The 16,564-nt window shown below is 60.1% G+C and carries 16 protein-coding genes; 12 read left to right on the top strand and 4 right to left on the bottom strand.

What is annotated here, in order from left to right; translation table 11 throughout:
- Window positions 1-96: 96 nt before the first annotated feature.
- A complete protein-coding gene (locus tag ACM6IR_RS18035; protein ID WP_414908949.1) occupies window positions 97-1,629 on the bottom strand; it encodes an HDOD domain-containing protein in 1,533 nt (510 codons plus the stop codon).
- Between the two features lie 166 nt (window positions 1,630-1,795).
- On the opposite strand from ACM6IR_RS18035, the gene motA reads away from it, so the two are divergent.
- The 3 genes from motA (at window position 1,796) to ACM6IR_RS18020 (ending at window position 4,359) form a co-directional block, all read left to right on the top strand.
- Window positions 1,796-2,647 (top strand): flagellar motor stator protein MotA, encoded by an 852-nt coding sequence (motA, locus tag ACM6IR_RS18030; RefSeq protein ID WP_414908948.1) that lies wholly within the window; start codon window positions 1,796-1,798, stop codon window positions 2,645-2,647.
- 3 nt (window positions 2,648-2,650) lie between these two features.
- Window positions 2,651-3,679, top strand: a complete 1,029-nt coding sequence (motB, locus tag ACM6IR_RS18025) for a flagellar motor protein MotB (protein WP_414908947.1) — start codon at window positions 2,651-2,653, stop codon at window positions 3,677-3,679.
- A gap of 410 nt (window positions 3,680-4,089) precedes the next feature.
- Entirely contained in the window at window positions 4,090-4,359 is a 270-nt protein-coding gene (locus tag ACM6IR_RS18020; RefSeq protein WP_414908946.1) for a hypothetical protein, read from the top strand.
- Window positions 4,360-4,661: 302 nt separating this feature from the next.
- Here ACM6IR_RS18020 and ACM6IR_RS18015 read toward each other — a convergent pair whose 3' ends face one another.
- Together ACM6IR_RS18015 and rsgA are read right to left on the bottom strand one after the other, a co-directional pair.
- Complete coding sequence (locus tag ACM6IR_RS18015) at window positions 4,662-4,865, bottom strand: hypothetical protein (protein ID WP_414909124.1); 204 nt, start codon at window positions 4,863-4,865, stop codon at window positions 4,662-4,664.
- Window positions 4,866-4,897: 32 nt separating this feature from the next.
- Window positions 4,898-5,929: a small ribosomal subunit biogenesis GTPase RsgA gene (gene rsgA / locus ACM6IR_RS18010; RefSeq protein WP_414908945.1), complete on the bottom strand. Its 1,032-nt coding sequence runs from the start codon at window positions 5,927-5,929 to the stop codon at window positions 4,898-4,900.
- A gap of 108 nt (window positions 5,930-6,037) precedes the next feature.
- Between rsgA and orn the strand changes: the two genes are divergently transcribed.
- Together orn and ACM6IR_RS18000 are read left to right on the top strand one after the other, a co-directional pair.
- Window positions 6,038-6,580 (top strand): oligoribonuclease, encoded by a 543-nt coding sequence (orn, locus tag ACM6IR_RS18005; RefSeq protein ID WP_414908944.1) that lies wholly within the window; start codon window positions 6,038-6,040, stop codon window positions 6,578-6,580.
- Between the two features lie 194 nt (window positions 6,581-6,774).
- Complete coding sequence (locus tag ACM6IR_RS18000; RefSeq protein ID WP_414908943.1) at window positions 6,775-7,386, top strand: trimeric intracellular cation channel family protein; 612 nt, start codon at window positions 6,775-6,777, stop codon at window positions 7,384-7,386.
- 106 nt (window positions 7,387-7,492) lie between these two features.
- On the opposite strand, the gene queG is transcribed toward ACM6IR_RS18000, so the two are convergent.
- On the bottom strand, window positions 7,493-8,554 hold the full coding sequence (gene queG / locus ACM6IR_RS17995; RefSeq protein WP_414908942.1) for a tRNA epoxyqueuosine(34) reductase QueG: 1,062 nt from the start codon (window positions 8,552-8,554) through the stop codon (window positions 7,493-7,495).
- Between the two features lie 63 nt (window positions 8,555-8,617).
- Here queG and ACM6IR_RS17990 point away from each other — a divergent pair, with 63 nt between their 5' ends.
- From ACM6IR_RS17990 to hflX, 7 genes are all read left to right on the top strand, one after another.
- Entirely contained in the window at window positions 8,618-10,117 is a 1,500-nt protein-coding gene (locus tag ACM6IR_RS17990) for an NAD(P)H-hydrate dehydratase (RefSeq protein WP_414908941.1), read from the top strand.
- Window positions 10,105-10,575 carry a tRNA (adenosine(37)-N6)-threonylcarbamoyltransferase complex ATPase subunit type 1 TsaE gene (tsaE, locus tag ACM6IR_RS17985; protein WP_414908940.1) on the top strand — a complete coding sequence of 157 codons (471 nt, stop codon included), beginning with the start codon at window positions 10,105-10,107 and terminating at the stop codon, window positions 10,573-10,575. Before ACM6IR_RS17990 ends, tsaE begins: the two co-directional genes overlap by 13 nt.
- Complete coding sequence (locus ACM6IR_RS17980; RefSeq protein ID WP_414908939.1) at window positions 10,576-12,003, top strand: N-acetylmuramoyl-L-alanine amidase; 1,428 nt, start codon at window positions 10,576-10,578, stop codon at window positions 12,001-12,003. It begins immediately after the preceding gene.
- The gene (mutL, locus tag ACM6IR_RS17975) at window positions 12,000-13,910 is read left to right on the top strand and encodes a DNA mismatch repair endonuclease MutL (RefSeq protein WP_414908938.1); all 1,911 of its coding nucleotides are present in this window, start codon (window positions 12,000-12,002) and stop codon (window positions 13,908-13,910) included. The genes ACM6IR_RS17980 and mutL overlap by 4 nt, the downstream gene beginning before the upstream one ends.
- The gene (miaA, locus tag ACM6IR_RS17970; protein ID WP_414908937.1) at window positions 13,910-14,881 is read left to right on the top strand and encodes a tRNA (adenosine(37)-N6)-dimethylallyltransferase MiaA; all 972 of its coding nucleotides are present in this window, start codon (window positions 13,910-13,912) and stop codon (window positions 14,879-14,881) included. The genes mutL and miaA overlap by 1 nt, the downstream gene beginning before the upstream one ends.
- A gap of 96 nt (window positions 14,882-14,977) precedes the next feature.
- Window positions 14,978-15,238, top strand: a complete 261-nt coding sequence (gene hfq / locus ACM6IR_RS17965; RefSeq protein ID WP_007902656.1) for an RNA chaperone Hfq — start codon at window positions 14,978-14,980, stop codon at window positions 15,236-15,238.
- A gap of 12 nt (window positions 15,239-15,250) precedes the next feature.
- Window positions 15,251-16,552, top strand: coding sequence for a ribosome rescue GTPase HflX (gene hflX, locus ACM6IR_RS17960; RefSeq protein ID WP_414908936.1), 1,302 nt, complete (start codon window positions 15,251-15,253; stop codon window positions 16,550-16,552).
- The last annotated feature ends 12 nt before the right edge of the window (window positions 16,553-16,564 follow it).

The raw sequence follows: 16,564 nt of genomic DNA, 5'->3' as shown, positions 1-16,564 counted from the left end.
GTGAGGTCTCCAAGCACAAAAGGGAGGATTGTAGCGCAGCGTCATGGGGGCCTGTTATCCGTTATTTCAGGTGCCGGAAATAACGGATAACAGGCCCTAGCGCTGGCTGAAGTTGTGCAGTGCCTTTTCGATGCACTGTGCGGTTTTGCCGAAGGCTTGTACGGTGATTTCCGAGAACGGCCCGCCACCCTGATCCGCCACAACGATCATGATCACCCGGCCATTATTGACCAGTGAGCGCAGCAGCAAGTGTTCGCCGCTGAACCGGGAGCGCAGGCTGGCCGGCAGCAGCGCTGAAAACTGCGCATTATTGGCCGGTGTCAGGCGCACTTGGGCCTGCTGCGAGAGCAGGCGTTGCAGCACGGCGCTTTGGCTCACCAGGAAGTTTTGCCCGGCCGCTTCTTTTGGCAGTCCGGCGGTTTGATGCACGCGCAGATTAGCGTGAGTGCGGTCGGCCATCAGGATCATCACGCGACGCATGCCGCATGCGACCAGCGCGTCCCGGGCCGAAATGGTCAAGTGCATGGCGTTGGTGAAGCGGCTCGGCTCGACCAGCAACTCGGCACATTGTTTGCGCCACTTCGCCAGGTCTTCGGTGGTGGGGGCGGGGGCCGGCAGCAAAGCGGCGTGTTTACGGTTCATGCCCCACGGCCAGATCAACGATTCGGCCGGGTGCCAGAGGTCCGGCATGCCGTGATGGCGGGCGCTGTTCGTCGCCTGTTGGTGCAACTGCTGCTGCACTTCGTTCATCGGCATTTGCAGGTAAAGGCTGGTCAGGTACTGCCAGCGTTCACTGTGTGGGCTGTCCCAGGCGTGCTGGGCCGACAACGCCAAACCGTTAGCCAGCAGCACTGTATTAGCGGGTTGATTGAGCCAACGGCGCAGGGTCGGGTCGTCGTCGAGGCGGTTCTGCTGACGCAGCGGATGATCGCTGTCGCGAGCGATGCGCAGGACTTTCACCAGTTCGCGCTGCTCAGTGAGCAACAGCCGATAGCCCTGCTGCACCCAGATCGGCAGTCGCCAGATGTCCGCCAGCGCCTGACCGATTTCCAACAGGCGAACGCCGAACAGTTGCTTCTCGACTTTGCGCGCCGACTCGCCCTTGTGAATCACCCGCAACTCCCATTCCTCAAGCAGTTGCGGGTGGGCCAGAGCCAAGGGCCAGAACGGCGAAAGAAACAGCAGGCTGCCCCAATGGATGTCCTGCCACAGTCGCGCCAGGCGATTGGCGAAAAAGCCGTTGGCTTGTTGGGTGGCGTGCTGGCTGATCAGCTGAAGCTGACGCAGGGCGACGGGGATTTGCGAAGAAGGTTCGACTGACAGCCGGGCGAGCAGCTCTTCGGTGCGTTTCAACCCCAGGCGATTGATCGCTATTTCAAGGTTTTCCGCAGGTTCGGTCATGCTGCCATGGGTGTAGCGGTTAGCTTCGCGAATCACGCTCAGGGCCAGGGCCGGGCTGTCCTGCATCAGTTCGGCGATGTCGCGCAGGGAGCTGCGGTTATCGGCAATGGCCCTGCAGACTCGGTCGTGGCTGTCTTGCGGAACCGGTAGGTGCACACCATCCAGAAGCTTGACCCAGCCTTCAAGTGTGGTCGGTTTTTGAGTTGCAGTGCTTGTTTCATTAGCCATGGCTGGACGGGATCATCAAAGGCTGTAAACACGCCCGGCGCGGGCTAGATTGGCTTTTCGCCTGAACTGGCTATAGTCTGGCGCAGTTTTGCCGATAAGTAGAAGAAGAGATTTTTTAACTTCCGAATATGACCTTGAACCCGACTCAGTAAGTGCTCCCCTACCTATGGCTAAAATTATCGGCATCATCGTCGTATTCGCGAGCGTGCTTGGCGGATACGTGCTCTCCCACGGCAAGATTGCCGCCTTGATCCAGCCCTTCGAGGTGATGATCATCGGTGGTGCGGCCCTTGGTGCATTCCTCCAGGCCAACCCTGGTTACATGACGATGCACGTGCTCAAGAAATCCCTGGGCATGTTCAGTTCGCGCTTCACCCACACCTTCTATCTTGAAGTGCTGGGCCTGATCTACGAGATCCTTAACAAGAGCCGCCGCGAAGGCATGATGGCCATCGAGGGCGACATCGAAGATGCCGCTGCGAGCCCGATTTTCGCCAAATACCCTGCGGTGCTCAAAGACGAACGCATGACCGCGTTCGTCTGCGACTACCTGCGCATCATGTCCTCTGGCAACATGGCTCCCCATGAGCTGGAAGGCCTGTTCGACATGGAGCTATTCAGCCTCAAGGAAGACCTTGAGCACCCGTCCCACGCGGTGAACGGCATCGCCGACGCCATGCCCGGTTTCGGTATCGTCGCCGCGGTACTGGGTATCGTGGTGACCATGGCGTCCCTGGGTGAGGGCGATCAAAAATCCATCGGCCTGCACGTCGGCGCGGCACTGGTCGGTACGTTCTTCGGTATTCTCGCCGCGTACGGCTTCTTCGGCCCGCTGGCCCATTCCCTGGCCCACGATGCCAAAGAAGAGCTGAACGTTTACGAAGCCATCAAGGCCTCGCTGGTGGCTTCGGCTTCCGGCATGCCGCCGTCGCTGGCCGTGGAATTCGGGCGCAAGGTTCTTTACCCGGCGCACCGTCCGAGCTTCGCCGAGCTGGAACAAGCGGTTCGCGGTCGCTAAGCCATGGAAAATAATCAGCCGATAATCATCAAGCGCGTCAAGCGCATCGCCGGCGGGCATCACGGGGGCGCCTGGAAAATCGCCTTTGCTGACTTCGCCACGGCGATGATGGCGTTCTTCCTGGTGCTATGGCTGTTGTCTACGGCGACGCCGGAACAGAAGATCGCCATCGCCGGTTACTTCAAAGATCCGGTCGGCTTCTCCGAAAGCGGCACGCCGTTCATCATCGACCTGGGCGGCACGCCCACCCTGGCGCCCGAGAAAACCCTCAACCCTGAGGTGAAATCCCAGCCACAGCCCGACAAGGTGACTGTCGACACCGATCAAGTCGAAGGCATGGCTGAACAGGTCGAGAAGGAACGTCTGGAACTGTTGCTGCAAGAACTGCAGAACAAGGTTGAGCAAAGCCCACAGTTGCAAAAGTTTAAAGACCAGATTCTGTTCGATATCACCCCGGATGGCTTGCGCATCCAGATCATGGACGCCGAAAACCGCCCGATGTTCGACTCCGGCAGCTCCCGTCTGAAACCGTATTTCGAAGACATCCTGCTGGCCATGGCCGACACCATCAAAGCGGTGCCGAACAAGATCAGCATCAGCGGCCACACCGATGCCAAGCCGTACGCTGGTACCGGCGATTTCGGTAACTGGGAACTGTCGGCCAACCGTGCCAACGCGGCCCGCCGTGCGCTGATTGCCGGCAGCTACCCGGAATCGCAAGTGGCGCGAGTCGTCGGTTATGCCTCGTCGGCATTGTTCGATCGCGAAAACCCGCTCAATCCGATTAATCGCCGTATCGATATCGTGGTGCTGACCAGGAAAGCCCAGCGCGCCATCGAAGGTTCGCAAGGTGCCGAGCCTGCGCCAGAGCCGGGGCAAGGGCAGGGTGGTCCGGGCGAAGTGCCCGCCAAACCAGTCGACCCGAATGCACTTCCGGCGGATAAGGAGCCATTGCCTGCGCATGAACTTCGGCAGCGTCTGAATCTTTTCGATAGCCCAGCTGTGAAGCCGGCGGAGCCACCGAAGCAGTGACCCACGAAAAAGCCGACAGCGATGTCGGCTTTTTTGTGCGTGTAAGATTGAATTTAGATCTGTCGGACTGCAGTAAAAGTCAAGGAATTAGGCTTGGTCCGAGAATCGCGTAGGACGGTTCTGAGGCGCATAAACCGGGTTTTACTTCGCCGGAACCTCGCCTATAGTTCGCCCGTCACCGACGAATCGGTGATCGACTTTAGCCGGTCGTATCAGATGATGCACAAGCGCCCGTATAATCGCGGCGCTTTTCGCTACCTAGCATTTGCATGTCTATGGTGGCTGTGCGTGGGACACCTCAGGGTGTGCCGGGTTCATCTGTCCGGTCGGCTAACCCGCGTACAGCTACCACCCCAATTCGTTTAGCCGCGAAAGGGTGGGAGCTTCACCTATCAGATGAGATTCAAACCATGTCCAAATACCACCCGCTCCAAGGCAACTTCAGCGTCGGCCCGACGCTGTACATAGACACAGAAGCCCGCGCTTCCGATCTTCTTGAGACCGCCGTTCACCGAATCAAGGCCGCGCGCAATCTGCTCAATAGCGTCACCTGCCTGTGCATTAAAGACGCCGAAGGTCATGACCTGGAGCATTTCGCCAATGTTGCACACCTGTTGATTCAGGACGGCTGTGACGCCTTGGATGCGCTGGGCTGGAAGCTGGAAAAGACCGCACCCTGAAGACCAGAAAGTCGAGATCGTCGCGCCAAGCAGTTTACTTAATCGCAGCGTTCTGACACCCGGCAGCGTAACGGGCTCAAAATCTGGTCACGGTAGGGGAAGGCAGGTAACTGCCATCCCTACCGTGAATGTCAATCTGGCGCCCGCTTGATCAAGACCATTCAAGAAGCCTTCAGTCTCAATTAATTCATTTTTTTTGCACGGAATCACTAGTGCTGATAGCGTGCGTAAATTCTGATATGTCGCCGTTATGAGTGCTCTGCACGCAGGTTTTAAAACATAAGGGTGTGTTGGCTGGGCGATTACTGCTCGAGAGCAACGCCTTCCTGTGCGTCAAAGACGCCGAAGGTCACGACTTGGAGCATTTCGCCAATGCTGCACATATGTTGTTCAGGATGGCTGTGTCGCCTTGGATGCATTGGGCTGGAAGCTGGAAAAAGCAGCACCCTGAAACCAGAAAGCCGCGAGATGATCGCGGCTTTTTTCTCTGCTTGTCTGTTGATCATTTTCGCGGCATCACGAAAATGATCCAGGCTACTTAATAGCTGGTTTCCGGCAGGCTGGCGATGATCGAGCGGTAGCTGTTCATCCGTTGCTGCTGCACGCGGCCTTCTTCGAGGGCCTTGAGCAGTGCGCAACCGGGCTCGCGGTCGTGCTTGCAGTCGCGGAAGCGGCAGGTGCCGATCAAGTCGTTGAACTCGATGAAACCGGCTTCGACGTCGGCACGGCTGACGTGGCCCAGGCCGAATTCACGGATCCCTGGGGAGTCGATCAACTCACCGCCACCCGGGAAGTGGAACAACCGCGCGGTGGTGGTGGTGTGAGTGCCCTGGCCGGACAGCTCGGACAACGGGCCGACACGGGCTTCGACTTCCGGCAGCAGGCTGTTGACCAGCGACGACTTGCCGACGCCGGACTGGCCGACGAACACACTGATGCGTCCGTCCAGCTGCGCCTGCAGTTGTTCCATGCCATTACCGTGGTGCGCCGACACTTCCAGCACCGGATAACCCAACGTGCGATAGACCGCGAGCAAGGCATTCAGCGCCGGGGCGTTTTGCTCGTCGATCAGGTCGAACTTGTTGAGCAGCAGCAACGGACGAATCCCTGCGTGCTCGGCGGCGACCAGATAGCGGTCAATCAGGTTGGCATGCGGCTCGGGCAGCGGCGCGAAGACGATAACGATCATGTCGACGTTGGCCGCCACCGGCTTGAGCTGGCCACGGCTGTCCGGTCGGCAGAGTTCGGTTTTACGCGGCAGTTGCGCCACGATCACGCCAATACCCTGGTTACCGGCACGCCAGACCACTTGATCGCCAGTTACCAGCGCAGGCAGGTTGGCGCGCAAATGGCAGCGGAACACCTGGCCGGCCAATTCGCCATCGAGGGCTTCGACCTCGACCTGCACACCGAAGTGCGCGATCACCAGCCCCGTCTGTTCCGGACCCAGATCGCCGCCTTCGAGTGCCTCGACAGCCGAGGACTCGCGTTTGGCGGCGCGGGCAGCGCGTTCGCCCTGAATCTTTTCGATGCGCCAGTTTTGACGACGATTGAGTTGGCGTTTGGCCATGGGTGTTCCGTATCAAGAATGCAGCGATTAGGTAAAACGGCCGCGAGTTTAGCACGCCCGGCCACCTCTCTAAGCTAAACTGCGCAGCATTGCCTAGGAGCCGACACAATGCAAAATCCACAGAATCTGATCTGGATCGACCTGGAAATGACCGGTCTGAACCCTGATACCGACGTCATCATCGAGATGGCGACCATTGTCACCGACAGTGATCTGAACACCTTGGCCGAAGGTCCGGTCATCGCCATTCATCACAGCGACGAAATCCTCGCTGGCATGGACGAGTGGAATACCCGTCAACACGGCGGCTCGGGCCTGACCCAGCGGGTTCGTGACAGTCACATCAGCATGGCCGAAGCCGAGGCTCAAACCATCGCTTTCCTGGAGCAATGGGTGCCGAAGGGCAAGTCGCCGATCTGCGGCAACAGCATCTGCCAGGACCGTCGCTTCCTTTATACCCACATGAAATCCCTGGAAAGCTACTTCCACTACCGCAACCTCGACGTCTCGACCCTTAAAGAGTTGGCCGCACGTTGGGCGCCGGATGTGCGTGACAGCTTCAAGAAGGGCAGCACCCACCTGGCCCTGGACGACATCCGCGAATCCATCGCAGAGCTGCAGCACTACCGCAAGCATTTCATCAAGTTCTGATTCGGGGTGTCCGCTCCGCCCTCATCGCGAGCAAGCTCGCTCCCACATGGGACTGAGTTGTCCTTGTGGGAGCGAGCTTGCTCGCGATGGGGGCCGCCCAGTCACCTTTGAAGGCTGGGTCGATTCGCTGGCGCCCTCTTTTGGTGCCGCGACTAAATGGCTAGACTGCGCGCCCTTCTGCAAGGACCGCCACCATGTTGCTGATGCTTTACCTGATCGCCATTACTGCCGAAGCCATGACGGGGGCCTTGTCTGCCGGTCGCCGCGGCATGGATTGGTTTGGGGTGGTGCTGATCGCATGCGTCACGGCCCTGGGTGGCGGTTCGGTGCGTGACGTGCTGTTGGGTCACTACCCGCTGACGTGGGTCAAGCACCCGGAATACCTGGTACTGACCTCGATTGCGGCGATGTTCACGGTCTTCACTGCTCGTTGGATGCGTCACCTGCGTTCGCTGTTTCTGGTGCTCGACGCCCTGGGCCTGGTGGCGTTCACGCTGATTGGCTGCATGACTGCCCTGGAAATGGGTCAAGGCATGCTGGTGGCGTCGGTCAGCGGCGTGATCACCGGGGTTTTCGGCGGCATTCTGCGCGACATCTTCTGCAACGACATCCCGCTGATCTTCCGTCGCGAGCTCTACGCCAGCGTCTCGTTCGCTGCCGCGTGGTGCTATATGTTCTGCATCTACCTGCAATTACCCGGCGAACAGGCGATTCTGATCACCCTGTTTGGCGGCTTCCTCCTGCGTTTGCTGGCGATTCGTTTCCACTGGGAAATGCCCAAGTTCGTCTACAACGACGAAGCCTGAGTTGCACGCGGACCTGTAGCAGCTGCCGCAGGCTGCGTCCGGCTGCGGAGCAGTCGTGATCCTGCAAAGCGAGTCCTTCGGCCTCGAACGCAGCCTGCGGCAGCTGCTACAGTCCGTGTTGTTTCAGGGCCCATTCCACGTGTTCGCGAACAAGCTCTGACGGATAGTCGCGCCGTGCCTTGAGCGCTTCCAGCACCGGAATGCTCGACGGTGCGTTACCCAGGCCTACCGCGAGATTGCGCAGCCAGCGCTCGTAGCCGGCGCGGCGTAATGGCGAGCCTTCGGTGCTGCTGAGAAACCGCTCTTCGTCCCACATGAACAGCTCGGCCAGTTCGGCGTTGTCCAGGTTGTGCCGGGGCGTGAAGTCGCCTTCCCCGGACGGACGGGCGAAGCGGTTCCACGGGCAGACAATCTGACAGTCGTCGCAGCCGAACACCCGATTGCCGATCAATGGCCGCAAATCCTCCGGGATCGCGCTTTTCAGTTCGATGGTCAGGTAAGAGATGCAGCGTCGGGCATCCAGAACATAGGGGCCGACGAACGCGTTGGTCGGGCAGATGTCCAGGCACGCCGTGCAGCGGCCGCAGTGTTCGGTGGCGTGGGGCGGGTCGATCGGCAGCGGCAAATCGACGAACAGTTCGCTGAGAAAGAAGTAACTGCCGGCTTTACGATTCAAGACCAGGGTGTTTTTGCCGATCCAGCCTAAACCGGCCTTTTCAGCGATGGCCTTTTCCAGCACCGGCGCGCTGTCGACGAAGGCGCGGTAGCCGAACGGGCCGATGACGGCCTGAATTTTCTCTGCCAGTTGTTGCACGCGTTTACGAATCAGCTTGTGGTAGTCGCGGCCCAAGGCATAACGCGAGACGTAGGCTTTTGAAGGTTGCCCCAGGCGTTTGGCCATTTCGGTATCGCCCGGCAGGTAGTCCATGCGCAGGGAAACCACCCGGAGGGTGCCCGGCACCAGTTCTTCGGGGTGCGAGCGTTTACTGCCGTGGGCGCCCATGTATTCCATTTCGCCGTGGTAACCGGCCGCGAGCCAGCGCTCCAGGTGCTGCTCATGCTCGGCGAGGTCGAGGCCGCTGATGCCGACTTGCTGAAAGCCCAGCTCGCGGCCCCAGTCCTTGATGGATTGGGCGAGGGCGGGCAGGTCTGTAGTAATAGCGGGCATGAGACGAGAGAAACCGGAGCTGAGGTGCGTATAATTCTGCCAGACATCGGAGCTCGAAGACGCATGCCGCACACTAAAGATGATTTACCCGACGCGCTGTACAGTGCTGCGCAAGTCCGAGGACTCGATGCGAGCCTGATCGCGGCTGGCACGCCGGGCTTCGAATTGATGCAGCGTGCAGCACGAGCGACCTGGCGTGCGTTGGTCCGTCAGTGGCCGACGGCGCACGAATTGAGTGTGCTGGCCGGCCACGGCAACAATGCCGGTGACGGTTATCTGGTAGCGGTGCTGGCCCAACGGGCCGGCTGGACGGTGCGGGTGCTGGCGGTTGGGGAGCCCCAGCGTTTGCAGGGCGACGCGGCGTTGGCGCATGCCGAGGCCGTGGCCGAAAAAGTGCCCGTCGAGGCCTGGACTGCTGAATCCGAGTTGCGTGGCGTTGTACTGGATGCCTTGCTCGGCACGGGTTTGACGGGAGCGGTGCGAGCACCCTACGCCAGCGCCATTGCCGGGATTAACGGCTGTGGGCTGCCGGTTGTGGCGGTGGATATCCCGTCCGGGCTGTGTGCCGATACCGGTCGTATCCTCGGCGTTGCGGTGCGCGCGGACCTGAGTGTCACCTTCATTGGTTTGAAGCTGGGGCTGTTCACCGGTGATGCGGCAGACGTGGTCGGTGAACTGGTTTTCAACGATCTGCACGCTGATCCTCAGGTGCTTGAAGGCGCGCCCATCAGCGCTCGCCGTTTGACGCTTGGCAATCTGGCGCGACTGGCCCCTCGGGCGCCCTCGTCACACAAAGGCAAGTTTGGTCATGTGCTGCTGATCGGCGGTGATCGCGGTTTCGGCGGCGCGATCTTGCTGAGTGCGCAAAGTGCACTGCGCAGCGGTGCGGGCATGGTGTCCGTGGCCACTCGCAGCGAGCATGTTCCTGCCGCGCTGGCCAGAATTCCCGAGGCCATGGTGTTGGGAACGTCGTCGGCCAATCAACTGATGGGACTGCTTCAAAAGGTTTCCGTGCTGGTAGTCGGTCCAGGCTTGGGTCAGGCCCCCTGGGGGCGCAGTCTGTTGTCGGCGGCGGCCAATGCGCCGCTGCCGCAAGTCTGGGACGCCGATGCGCTGAATCTGCTGGCCGAACAACAGGTGGGCTTGCCCAAGAATTGCGTGATGACCCCGCATCCGGGCGAAGCGGCGCGGCTGCTGGGTATCAGCACCGCCGAGGTTCAGGCTGATCGTCCTGCGGCAGCGCATGCATTGAGCAAAAAATATACAGCTGTAGTGATATTGAAGGGGGCCGGCAGCCTGATCGCCAGCCCGGATGGGCGCCTGGCGCTGTGTCATCAGGGGCATCCGGCCATGGCCGCCGCAGGATTAGGCGATGTGCTGGCCGGTCTGGTCGGCGCGTTGCTGGCCCAGGGCATGGATGCGTTCGACGCGGCGTGCCTGGCGGTCTGGCTGCATGCCAATGCGGGCGCGCAAGAAGGTAAATCGGGCCGTGGGCTGGCGGCCAGTGATCTGATCCCAGCCATTCGTCAGTTGTTGGAGGAGCAAGCACCGTGTCTGAAGTAACCCTGTACCTGGCTGATGAAGAGGCGATGACCGCGTTTGGCGCCCGCATCGCACAAACAACCGAGGGGCACGGGCTGATTTTTCTCGTAGGGGACCTGGGGGCGGGGAAAACCACGCTTTCCAGGGGCATCATCCGCGGCCTGGGGCATGTGGGCGCGGTTAAAAGCCCGACCTTCACGCTGGTCGAGCCTTACGAGATCGGCAACATCCGGGCCTTCCATTTCGACCTTTATCGGTTGGTCGATCCTGAAGAACTGGAGTACCTCGGTATCCGCGACTACTTCGACGACGACGCGCTGTGCCTGATCGAATGGCCTCGCAAGGGTGCAGGCTTTTTGCCAAAGCCCGACCTGACCATTACCATTACCCCGCATGACAGCGGGCGTTCGCTGAAAATTTTGCCCCAAGGCTCGCGTGGCGAGTCGTGGTGTGCCGCTTTGGCATTGGAATCCAAATAAATGATGGGGTTAGGTATGCGCTTTCGCGCGTTGGTGGCTGCCGTAGGGGTGTTGTTTCTGGCGGTGACCGTCGACGCTGTGGCCGAGACGAAGGTCAACAGTGTTCGCCTGTGGCGGGCGCCGGACAACACACGGTTGGTGTTTGACCTGACCGGGCCTGTCCAGCACAGCGTCTTCACCCTGTCCGCCCCGGATCGGTTGGTTATCGACATCAATGGCGCGACCCTGGGTGCGCCGTTGAACGTCAACACCTCGAATACCCCGATCACGGCGATGCGCTCGGCTCAGCGCACGCCGACCGACCTGCGAGTGGTCATCGACCTGAAAAAAGCCGTCACACCGAAGAGTTTTACCTTGGCGCCGAACGCCCAGTACGGCAATCGCTTGGTGGTCGATCTGTTCGACAGCGCCGAGGCCGCCGCGCCTGCCCCGCCGCCGACCAACGTCGCGACGGTGGCCCCGGTACCCGTCACCCCGGTAGAACCGGCAGTCAAGCTGCCACCTGCGCCAGCCGGCAAGCGCGACATCATTGTGGTGATCGATGCCGGTCATGGCGGCGAAGATCCGGGCGCCTCGGGCTCTAGCGGCCAGCATGAGAAAGACGTGGTTTTGGCCATCGCCCGTGAGTTGCAGCGCCAGGTCAGCGGCATGAAAGGCTACCGCGCCGAACTGACCCGCACCGGCGACTACTTTATTCCGCTGCGTGGCCGTACTGAAATCGCCCGCAAGAAAGGCGCCGACCTGTTCGTCTCGATCCATGCCGACGCCGCGCCGTCTGCCGCAGCCTTCGGTGCCTCGGTGTTCGCCTTGTCCGATCGCGGCGCCACCTCGGAAACCGCCCGTTGGCTGGCCGACAGCGAAAACCGTTCCGACTTGATCGGTGGTGCTGGCAGCGTCAGCCTCGACGACAAGGACCGCATGCTGGCCGGCGTGCTGCTCGACCTGTCGATGACCGCTTCCCTGACGTCGAGCCTGGACGTTGGCCAGAAGGTCTTGAGCAACATCAGCCGGGTCACGCCGTTGCACAAACAACGGGTGGAGCAGGCCGGGTTCATGGTGCTGAAATCGCCGGACATTCCGTCGATCCTGGTGGAAACCGGCTTCATCTCCAACTCCAACGAAGCCTCGAAACTGTCGGCGGCGAGCCATCAGCAAGCGCTGGCGCGTTCGATCAGTGCCGGTGTTCGCCAGTTCTTCCAGCAGAATCCGCCACCGGGCACTTACATTGCCTGGCTGCGTGATTCCGGCAAGATCGCCCAGGGCCCGCGTGACCATCGCGTGAGCCCGGGCGAGACCCTGGCGATGATTGCCGTGCGTTACCAGGTGTCCCCGGCGACCCTGCGCAGCGCCAACAACCTGAAAAGCGATGAGCTGAAAATCGGTCAGACCTTGACCATTCCCGGCGCTGAGCTGGCGGCCAAAGAATGAACCAGGTGCTGACCAACACGTCTCGTATCGAGCTGCTCAGCCCGCGACTGGCGAACCAGATTGCCGCCGGCGAAGTGGTTGAGCGCCCGGCTTCGGTGATCAAGGAACTGTTGGAAAACAGCCTGGACTCCGGCGCCAGGCGCATCGATGTCGACGTGGAGCAGGGCGGTGTCAAGCTGCTGCGGGTGCGCGACGACGGCAGTGGCATTTCCGCCGATGACCTGCCGCTGGCCCTGGCGCGTCACGCCACCAGCAAGATTCGCAACCTGGAAGACCTCGAACAGGTCATGAGCCTGGGGTTTCGCGGTGAAGCACTGGCGTCGATCAGTTCGGTTGCTCGCCTGACCCTGACGTCCCGGACCCGGGATGCCGATCAGGCCTGGCAGGTCGAGACCGAAGGCCGGGACATGGCGCCACGCGTGCAGCCGGCGGCCCATCCGGTGGGCACTTCGGTGGAAGTGCGTGACCTGTTCTTCAACACCCCGGCGCGGCGCAAATTCCTCAAGACCGAAAAAACCGAATTCGATCACCTGCAAGAAGTGATCAAGCGCCTGGCGCTGGCCCGTTTCGACGTGGCATTCCATCTGCGCCACAACGGCAAAACCATCCTCAGCCTGCACGAGGCTCACGATGATGCCGCCCGTGCCCGGCGAGTGGCAGCAATTTGCGGTTCGGGGTTCCTTGAGCAGGCGCTGCCGATCGAAATTGAGCGCAATGGCCTGCATCTGTGGGGTTGGGTTGGCTTGCCGACGTTTAACCGCAGCCAGGCGGACTTGCAGTATTTCTTTGTGAATGGTCGAGCGGTACGCGACAAACTGGTGGCCCATGCGGTGCGCCAGGCTTATCGCGACGTGCTGTTCAATGGTCGGCATCCGACGTTCGTGTTGTTCTTCGAAGTCGACCCGGCCGGGGTCGACGTCAACGTGCACCCCACCAAGCACGAAGTTCGCTTCCGTGACGGTCGCATGGTTCACGATTTTCTCTACGGCACCTTGCACCGCGCCTTGGGCGATGTACGGCCGGAAGACCACTTGGCGGCACCCGTCGCGACGGCCATTGTTCGGCCGAGCGGCATCGATGCCGGGGAGTTCGGTCCTCAGGGCGAAATGCGTCTGGCGGCCAATGCGTTGCTGGAGCAGCCGCAGGCACAACCGTCGCTCAATACGATTGCGGGTTCGGGTGCTGGCGCCGGTTATCAGTACCAATACACGCCGCGACCTCAGTCAGGCGTGCCGGTGGCTGAAGCCCAGGCGGCCTATCGTGAATTTTTTGCGCCGTTGCCCGAAGCCAACGCCGTTGCACTGCCGGCCGGACAGGACGACATTCCGCCGCTGGGTTATGCGCTGGCACAACTGAAGGGTATCTACATTCTTTCGGAAAACGCCCAGGGTCTGGTGTTGGTGGACATGCACGCTGCTCACGAGCGGATCATGTACGAACGCCTGAAGGTCGCCATGGCCAGTGAAGGGCTGAGCGGTCAGCCGTTGCTGGTTCCGGAGTCCTTGGCGGTCAGTCAGCGTGAAGCCGATTGCGCCGAGGAGCACGTTGCCTGGTTCCAGCGTCTGGGCTTTGAATTGCAGCGCCTGGGCCCGGAAACCCTGGCCATCCGGCAAATTCCGGCATTGCTCAAGCAGGCTGAAGCCAATCGCCTGGTCGGCGACGTACTCTCGGACCTGATGGAATACGGCACCAGCGACCGGATTCAGGCCCACCTGAACGAACTGCTCGGTACGATGGCCTGTCACGGTGCGATTCGGGCGAATCGACGTCTGGCGCTACCGGAAATGAACGGCCTGTTGCGCGACATGGAAAACACCGAGCGCAGCGGACAATGCAACCATGGCCGGCCGACCTGGACCCAACTGGGCCTGGACGATCTGGACAAACTGTTCCTGCGCGGTCGTTGATGAGCCAGCTCCCACCTGCGATTTTCCTGATGGGCCCGACCGCAGCGGGCAAGACCGACTTAGCCATCGAGCTCACCAAAGTCCTGCCTTGCGAGTTGATCAGCGTCGATTCGGCGCTGGTTTACCGTGGCATGGACATCGGGACCGCCAAACCTTCGAAAGACATTCTGGCCGAGTTTCCGCACCGTCTGATCGATATCCTCGACCCGGCAGAGAGCTATTCGGCCGCGGATTTCCGCCGTGACGCGCTCCAGGCCATGGCGGAGATCACCGTGCGGGGGAAAATTCCGCTGCTGGTGGGCGGCACAATGCTCTATTACAAGGCTTTGGTCGAAGGTCTGGCGGACATGCCGGCCGCCGATCCAGAGGTGCGTGCGCAGATTGAAGAAGAGGCTGCACGCCTTGGCTGGCAAGCCCTGCATGAGCAATTGGCGGTAATCGATCCGGTATCGGCGGCACGCATTCATCCGAACGATCCCCAGCGACTTAGTCGTGCACTGGAAGTTTATCGCGTCAGCGGTCAGAGCATGACCGCACTACGCTTGCAACAATCTGCGCAAAGTACTGAAGCAGCCGCTTCGGGACTGCAACAATTGCCCTATACTGTCGCGAACTTGGCCATTGCTCCGGCAAATCGTCAGGTATTGCATGACCGAATTAAACAAAGATTCACATTAATGTTGGAACAGGGATTCATCGACGAGGTCGTAGCCCTGCGTAAGCGAAGTGACCTGCATTCCGGGTTGCCGTCGATACGTGCGGTAGGCTACCGACAAGTCTGGGATTACCTGGATGGCAAGCTGACGTCAGCCGAGATGCAGGAGCGTGGAATCATTGCCACGCGCCAATTGGCAAAGCGCCAGTTCACCTGGCTGCGCAGTTGGGCTGATTTACACTGGCTGGACAGCCTGGATTGCGACAATCTGCCACGCGCCTTGAAATACCTGGGGGCCATCTCCATATTGAGGTGAGTCCTTGCAATTGCCGTCTATCCTTGGGGGTGTGACGGCCACAGAGCCATCTGTTTACCTATTTTTTTATATTGAATCCTTAAAGGAGTGCGGCACATGTCAAAAGGGCATTCGCTACAAGACCCTTACTTGAATACTTTACGTAAAGAGAAAGTTGGGGTGTCCATCTACCTGGTCAACGGGATCAAACTGCAAGGTACGATCGAATCTTTCGACCAGTTCGTTATCCTGTTGAAGAACACCGTCAGCCAGATGGTTTACAAACACGCTATCTCTACAGTGGTGCCGGTTCGTCCAATTCGTCTGCCTAGCGCAACCGAATCCGAAGCTGGTGACGCTGAGCCAGGTAACGCCTGATAGGAGTCTCCTTTGTTCTTTGAGCGCCACGGTGGTGGTGAGCGAGTAATCCTCGTTCACTTGGATGGACAGGACCCTGAGGCGCGCGAAGATCCGCAGGAGTTTCAGGAGTTGGCTAATTCGGCCGGCGCCGAGACCGTTGCGTTTTTTAACGTGCCGCGTCATCGGCCAACCGCCAAATTCCTGATTGGCAGCGGCAAGGTCGAGGAGCTGCGCGACCTGGTCAAAGCCGAACAGGCCGATCTGGTGATTTTCAATCACATCCTCACGCCCAGTCAGGAACGTAACCTCGAACGTGTTTTCGAGTGTCGCGTGATCGATCGCACCGGTCTGATTCTCGATATTTTCGCCCAACGCGCCCGTACCCATGAAGGCAAGCTCCAGGTAGAACTGGCCCAGCTTGACCACATGAGCACCCGGCTGGTTCGTGGCTGGACCCACCTTGAACGCCAAGGTGGCGGTATCGGCATGCGTGGCCCCGGTGAAACCCAACTGGAAACCGACCGCCGTTTGCTGCGGGTTCGCCTGCGACAGATCAAGGGCCGGCTGGAGAAAGTGCGCAGCCAGCGCGAACAGTCGCGACGTGGCCGTATGCGTGCGGATATCCCTACCGTGTCGCTGGTGGGGTATACCAACGCCGGTAAATCCACGCTCTTCAATAACGTGACGAAATCCGACGTCTACGCGGCTGACCAATTGTTTGCCACGCTGGACCCGACCCTGCGCCGTCTGGATTTAGACGATCTGGGGCCAATTGTCCTGGCGGACACTGTAGGTTTCATTCGCCACTTGCCCCACAAGCTGGTCGAGGCATTTCGGTCTACCCTCGAAGAGTCGAGCAACTCCGACCTGTTGTTGCACGTGATCGATGCGGCCGAACCAGATCGCATGTTGCAGATCGAGCAGGTGATGGTGGTGCTGGGCGAGATTGGTGCCCAGGACTTGCCGATCCTCGAGGTCTATAACAAACTCGATTTGCTTGAAGGCGTTGAGCCACAAATCCAGCGCGACGAAAACGGCAAACCCCAGCGGGTCTGGCTGTCGGCGCGTGATGGCACTGGTCTGGAATTGCTTGAGCAAGCCATTGCCGAGTTACTCGGCAGTGATTTGTTTATCGGCACCTTGCGCTTGCCGCAACGTTTTGCTCGACTGCGTGCGCAGTTTTTCGAACTCGGTGCGGTGCAGAAAGAAGAACACGACGAAGAAGGCATCTGTTTGCTGGCCGTTCGCTTGCCTCGGGTCGAACTGAATCGACTGGTGAGCCGCGAAGGTCTGCAGCCGATGGACTTCATCGAGCAACACACTTTGCAATAAAAGCCTGAGAAA

The organism is Pseudomonas sp. IT-P253, assembly GCF_949768125.1.
Taxonomy (GTDB): domain Bacteria; phylum Pseudomonadota; class Gammaproteobacteria; order Pseudomonadales; family Pseudomonadaceae; genus Aquipseudomonas.
The sequence above is the reverse complement of the archived record's forward strand: the minus strand, read 5'-3'. Positions and strand labels throughout refer to the sequence as shown.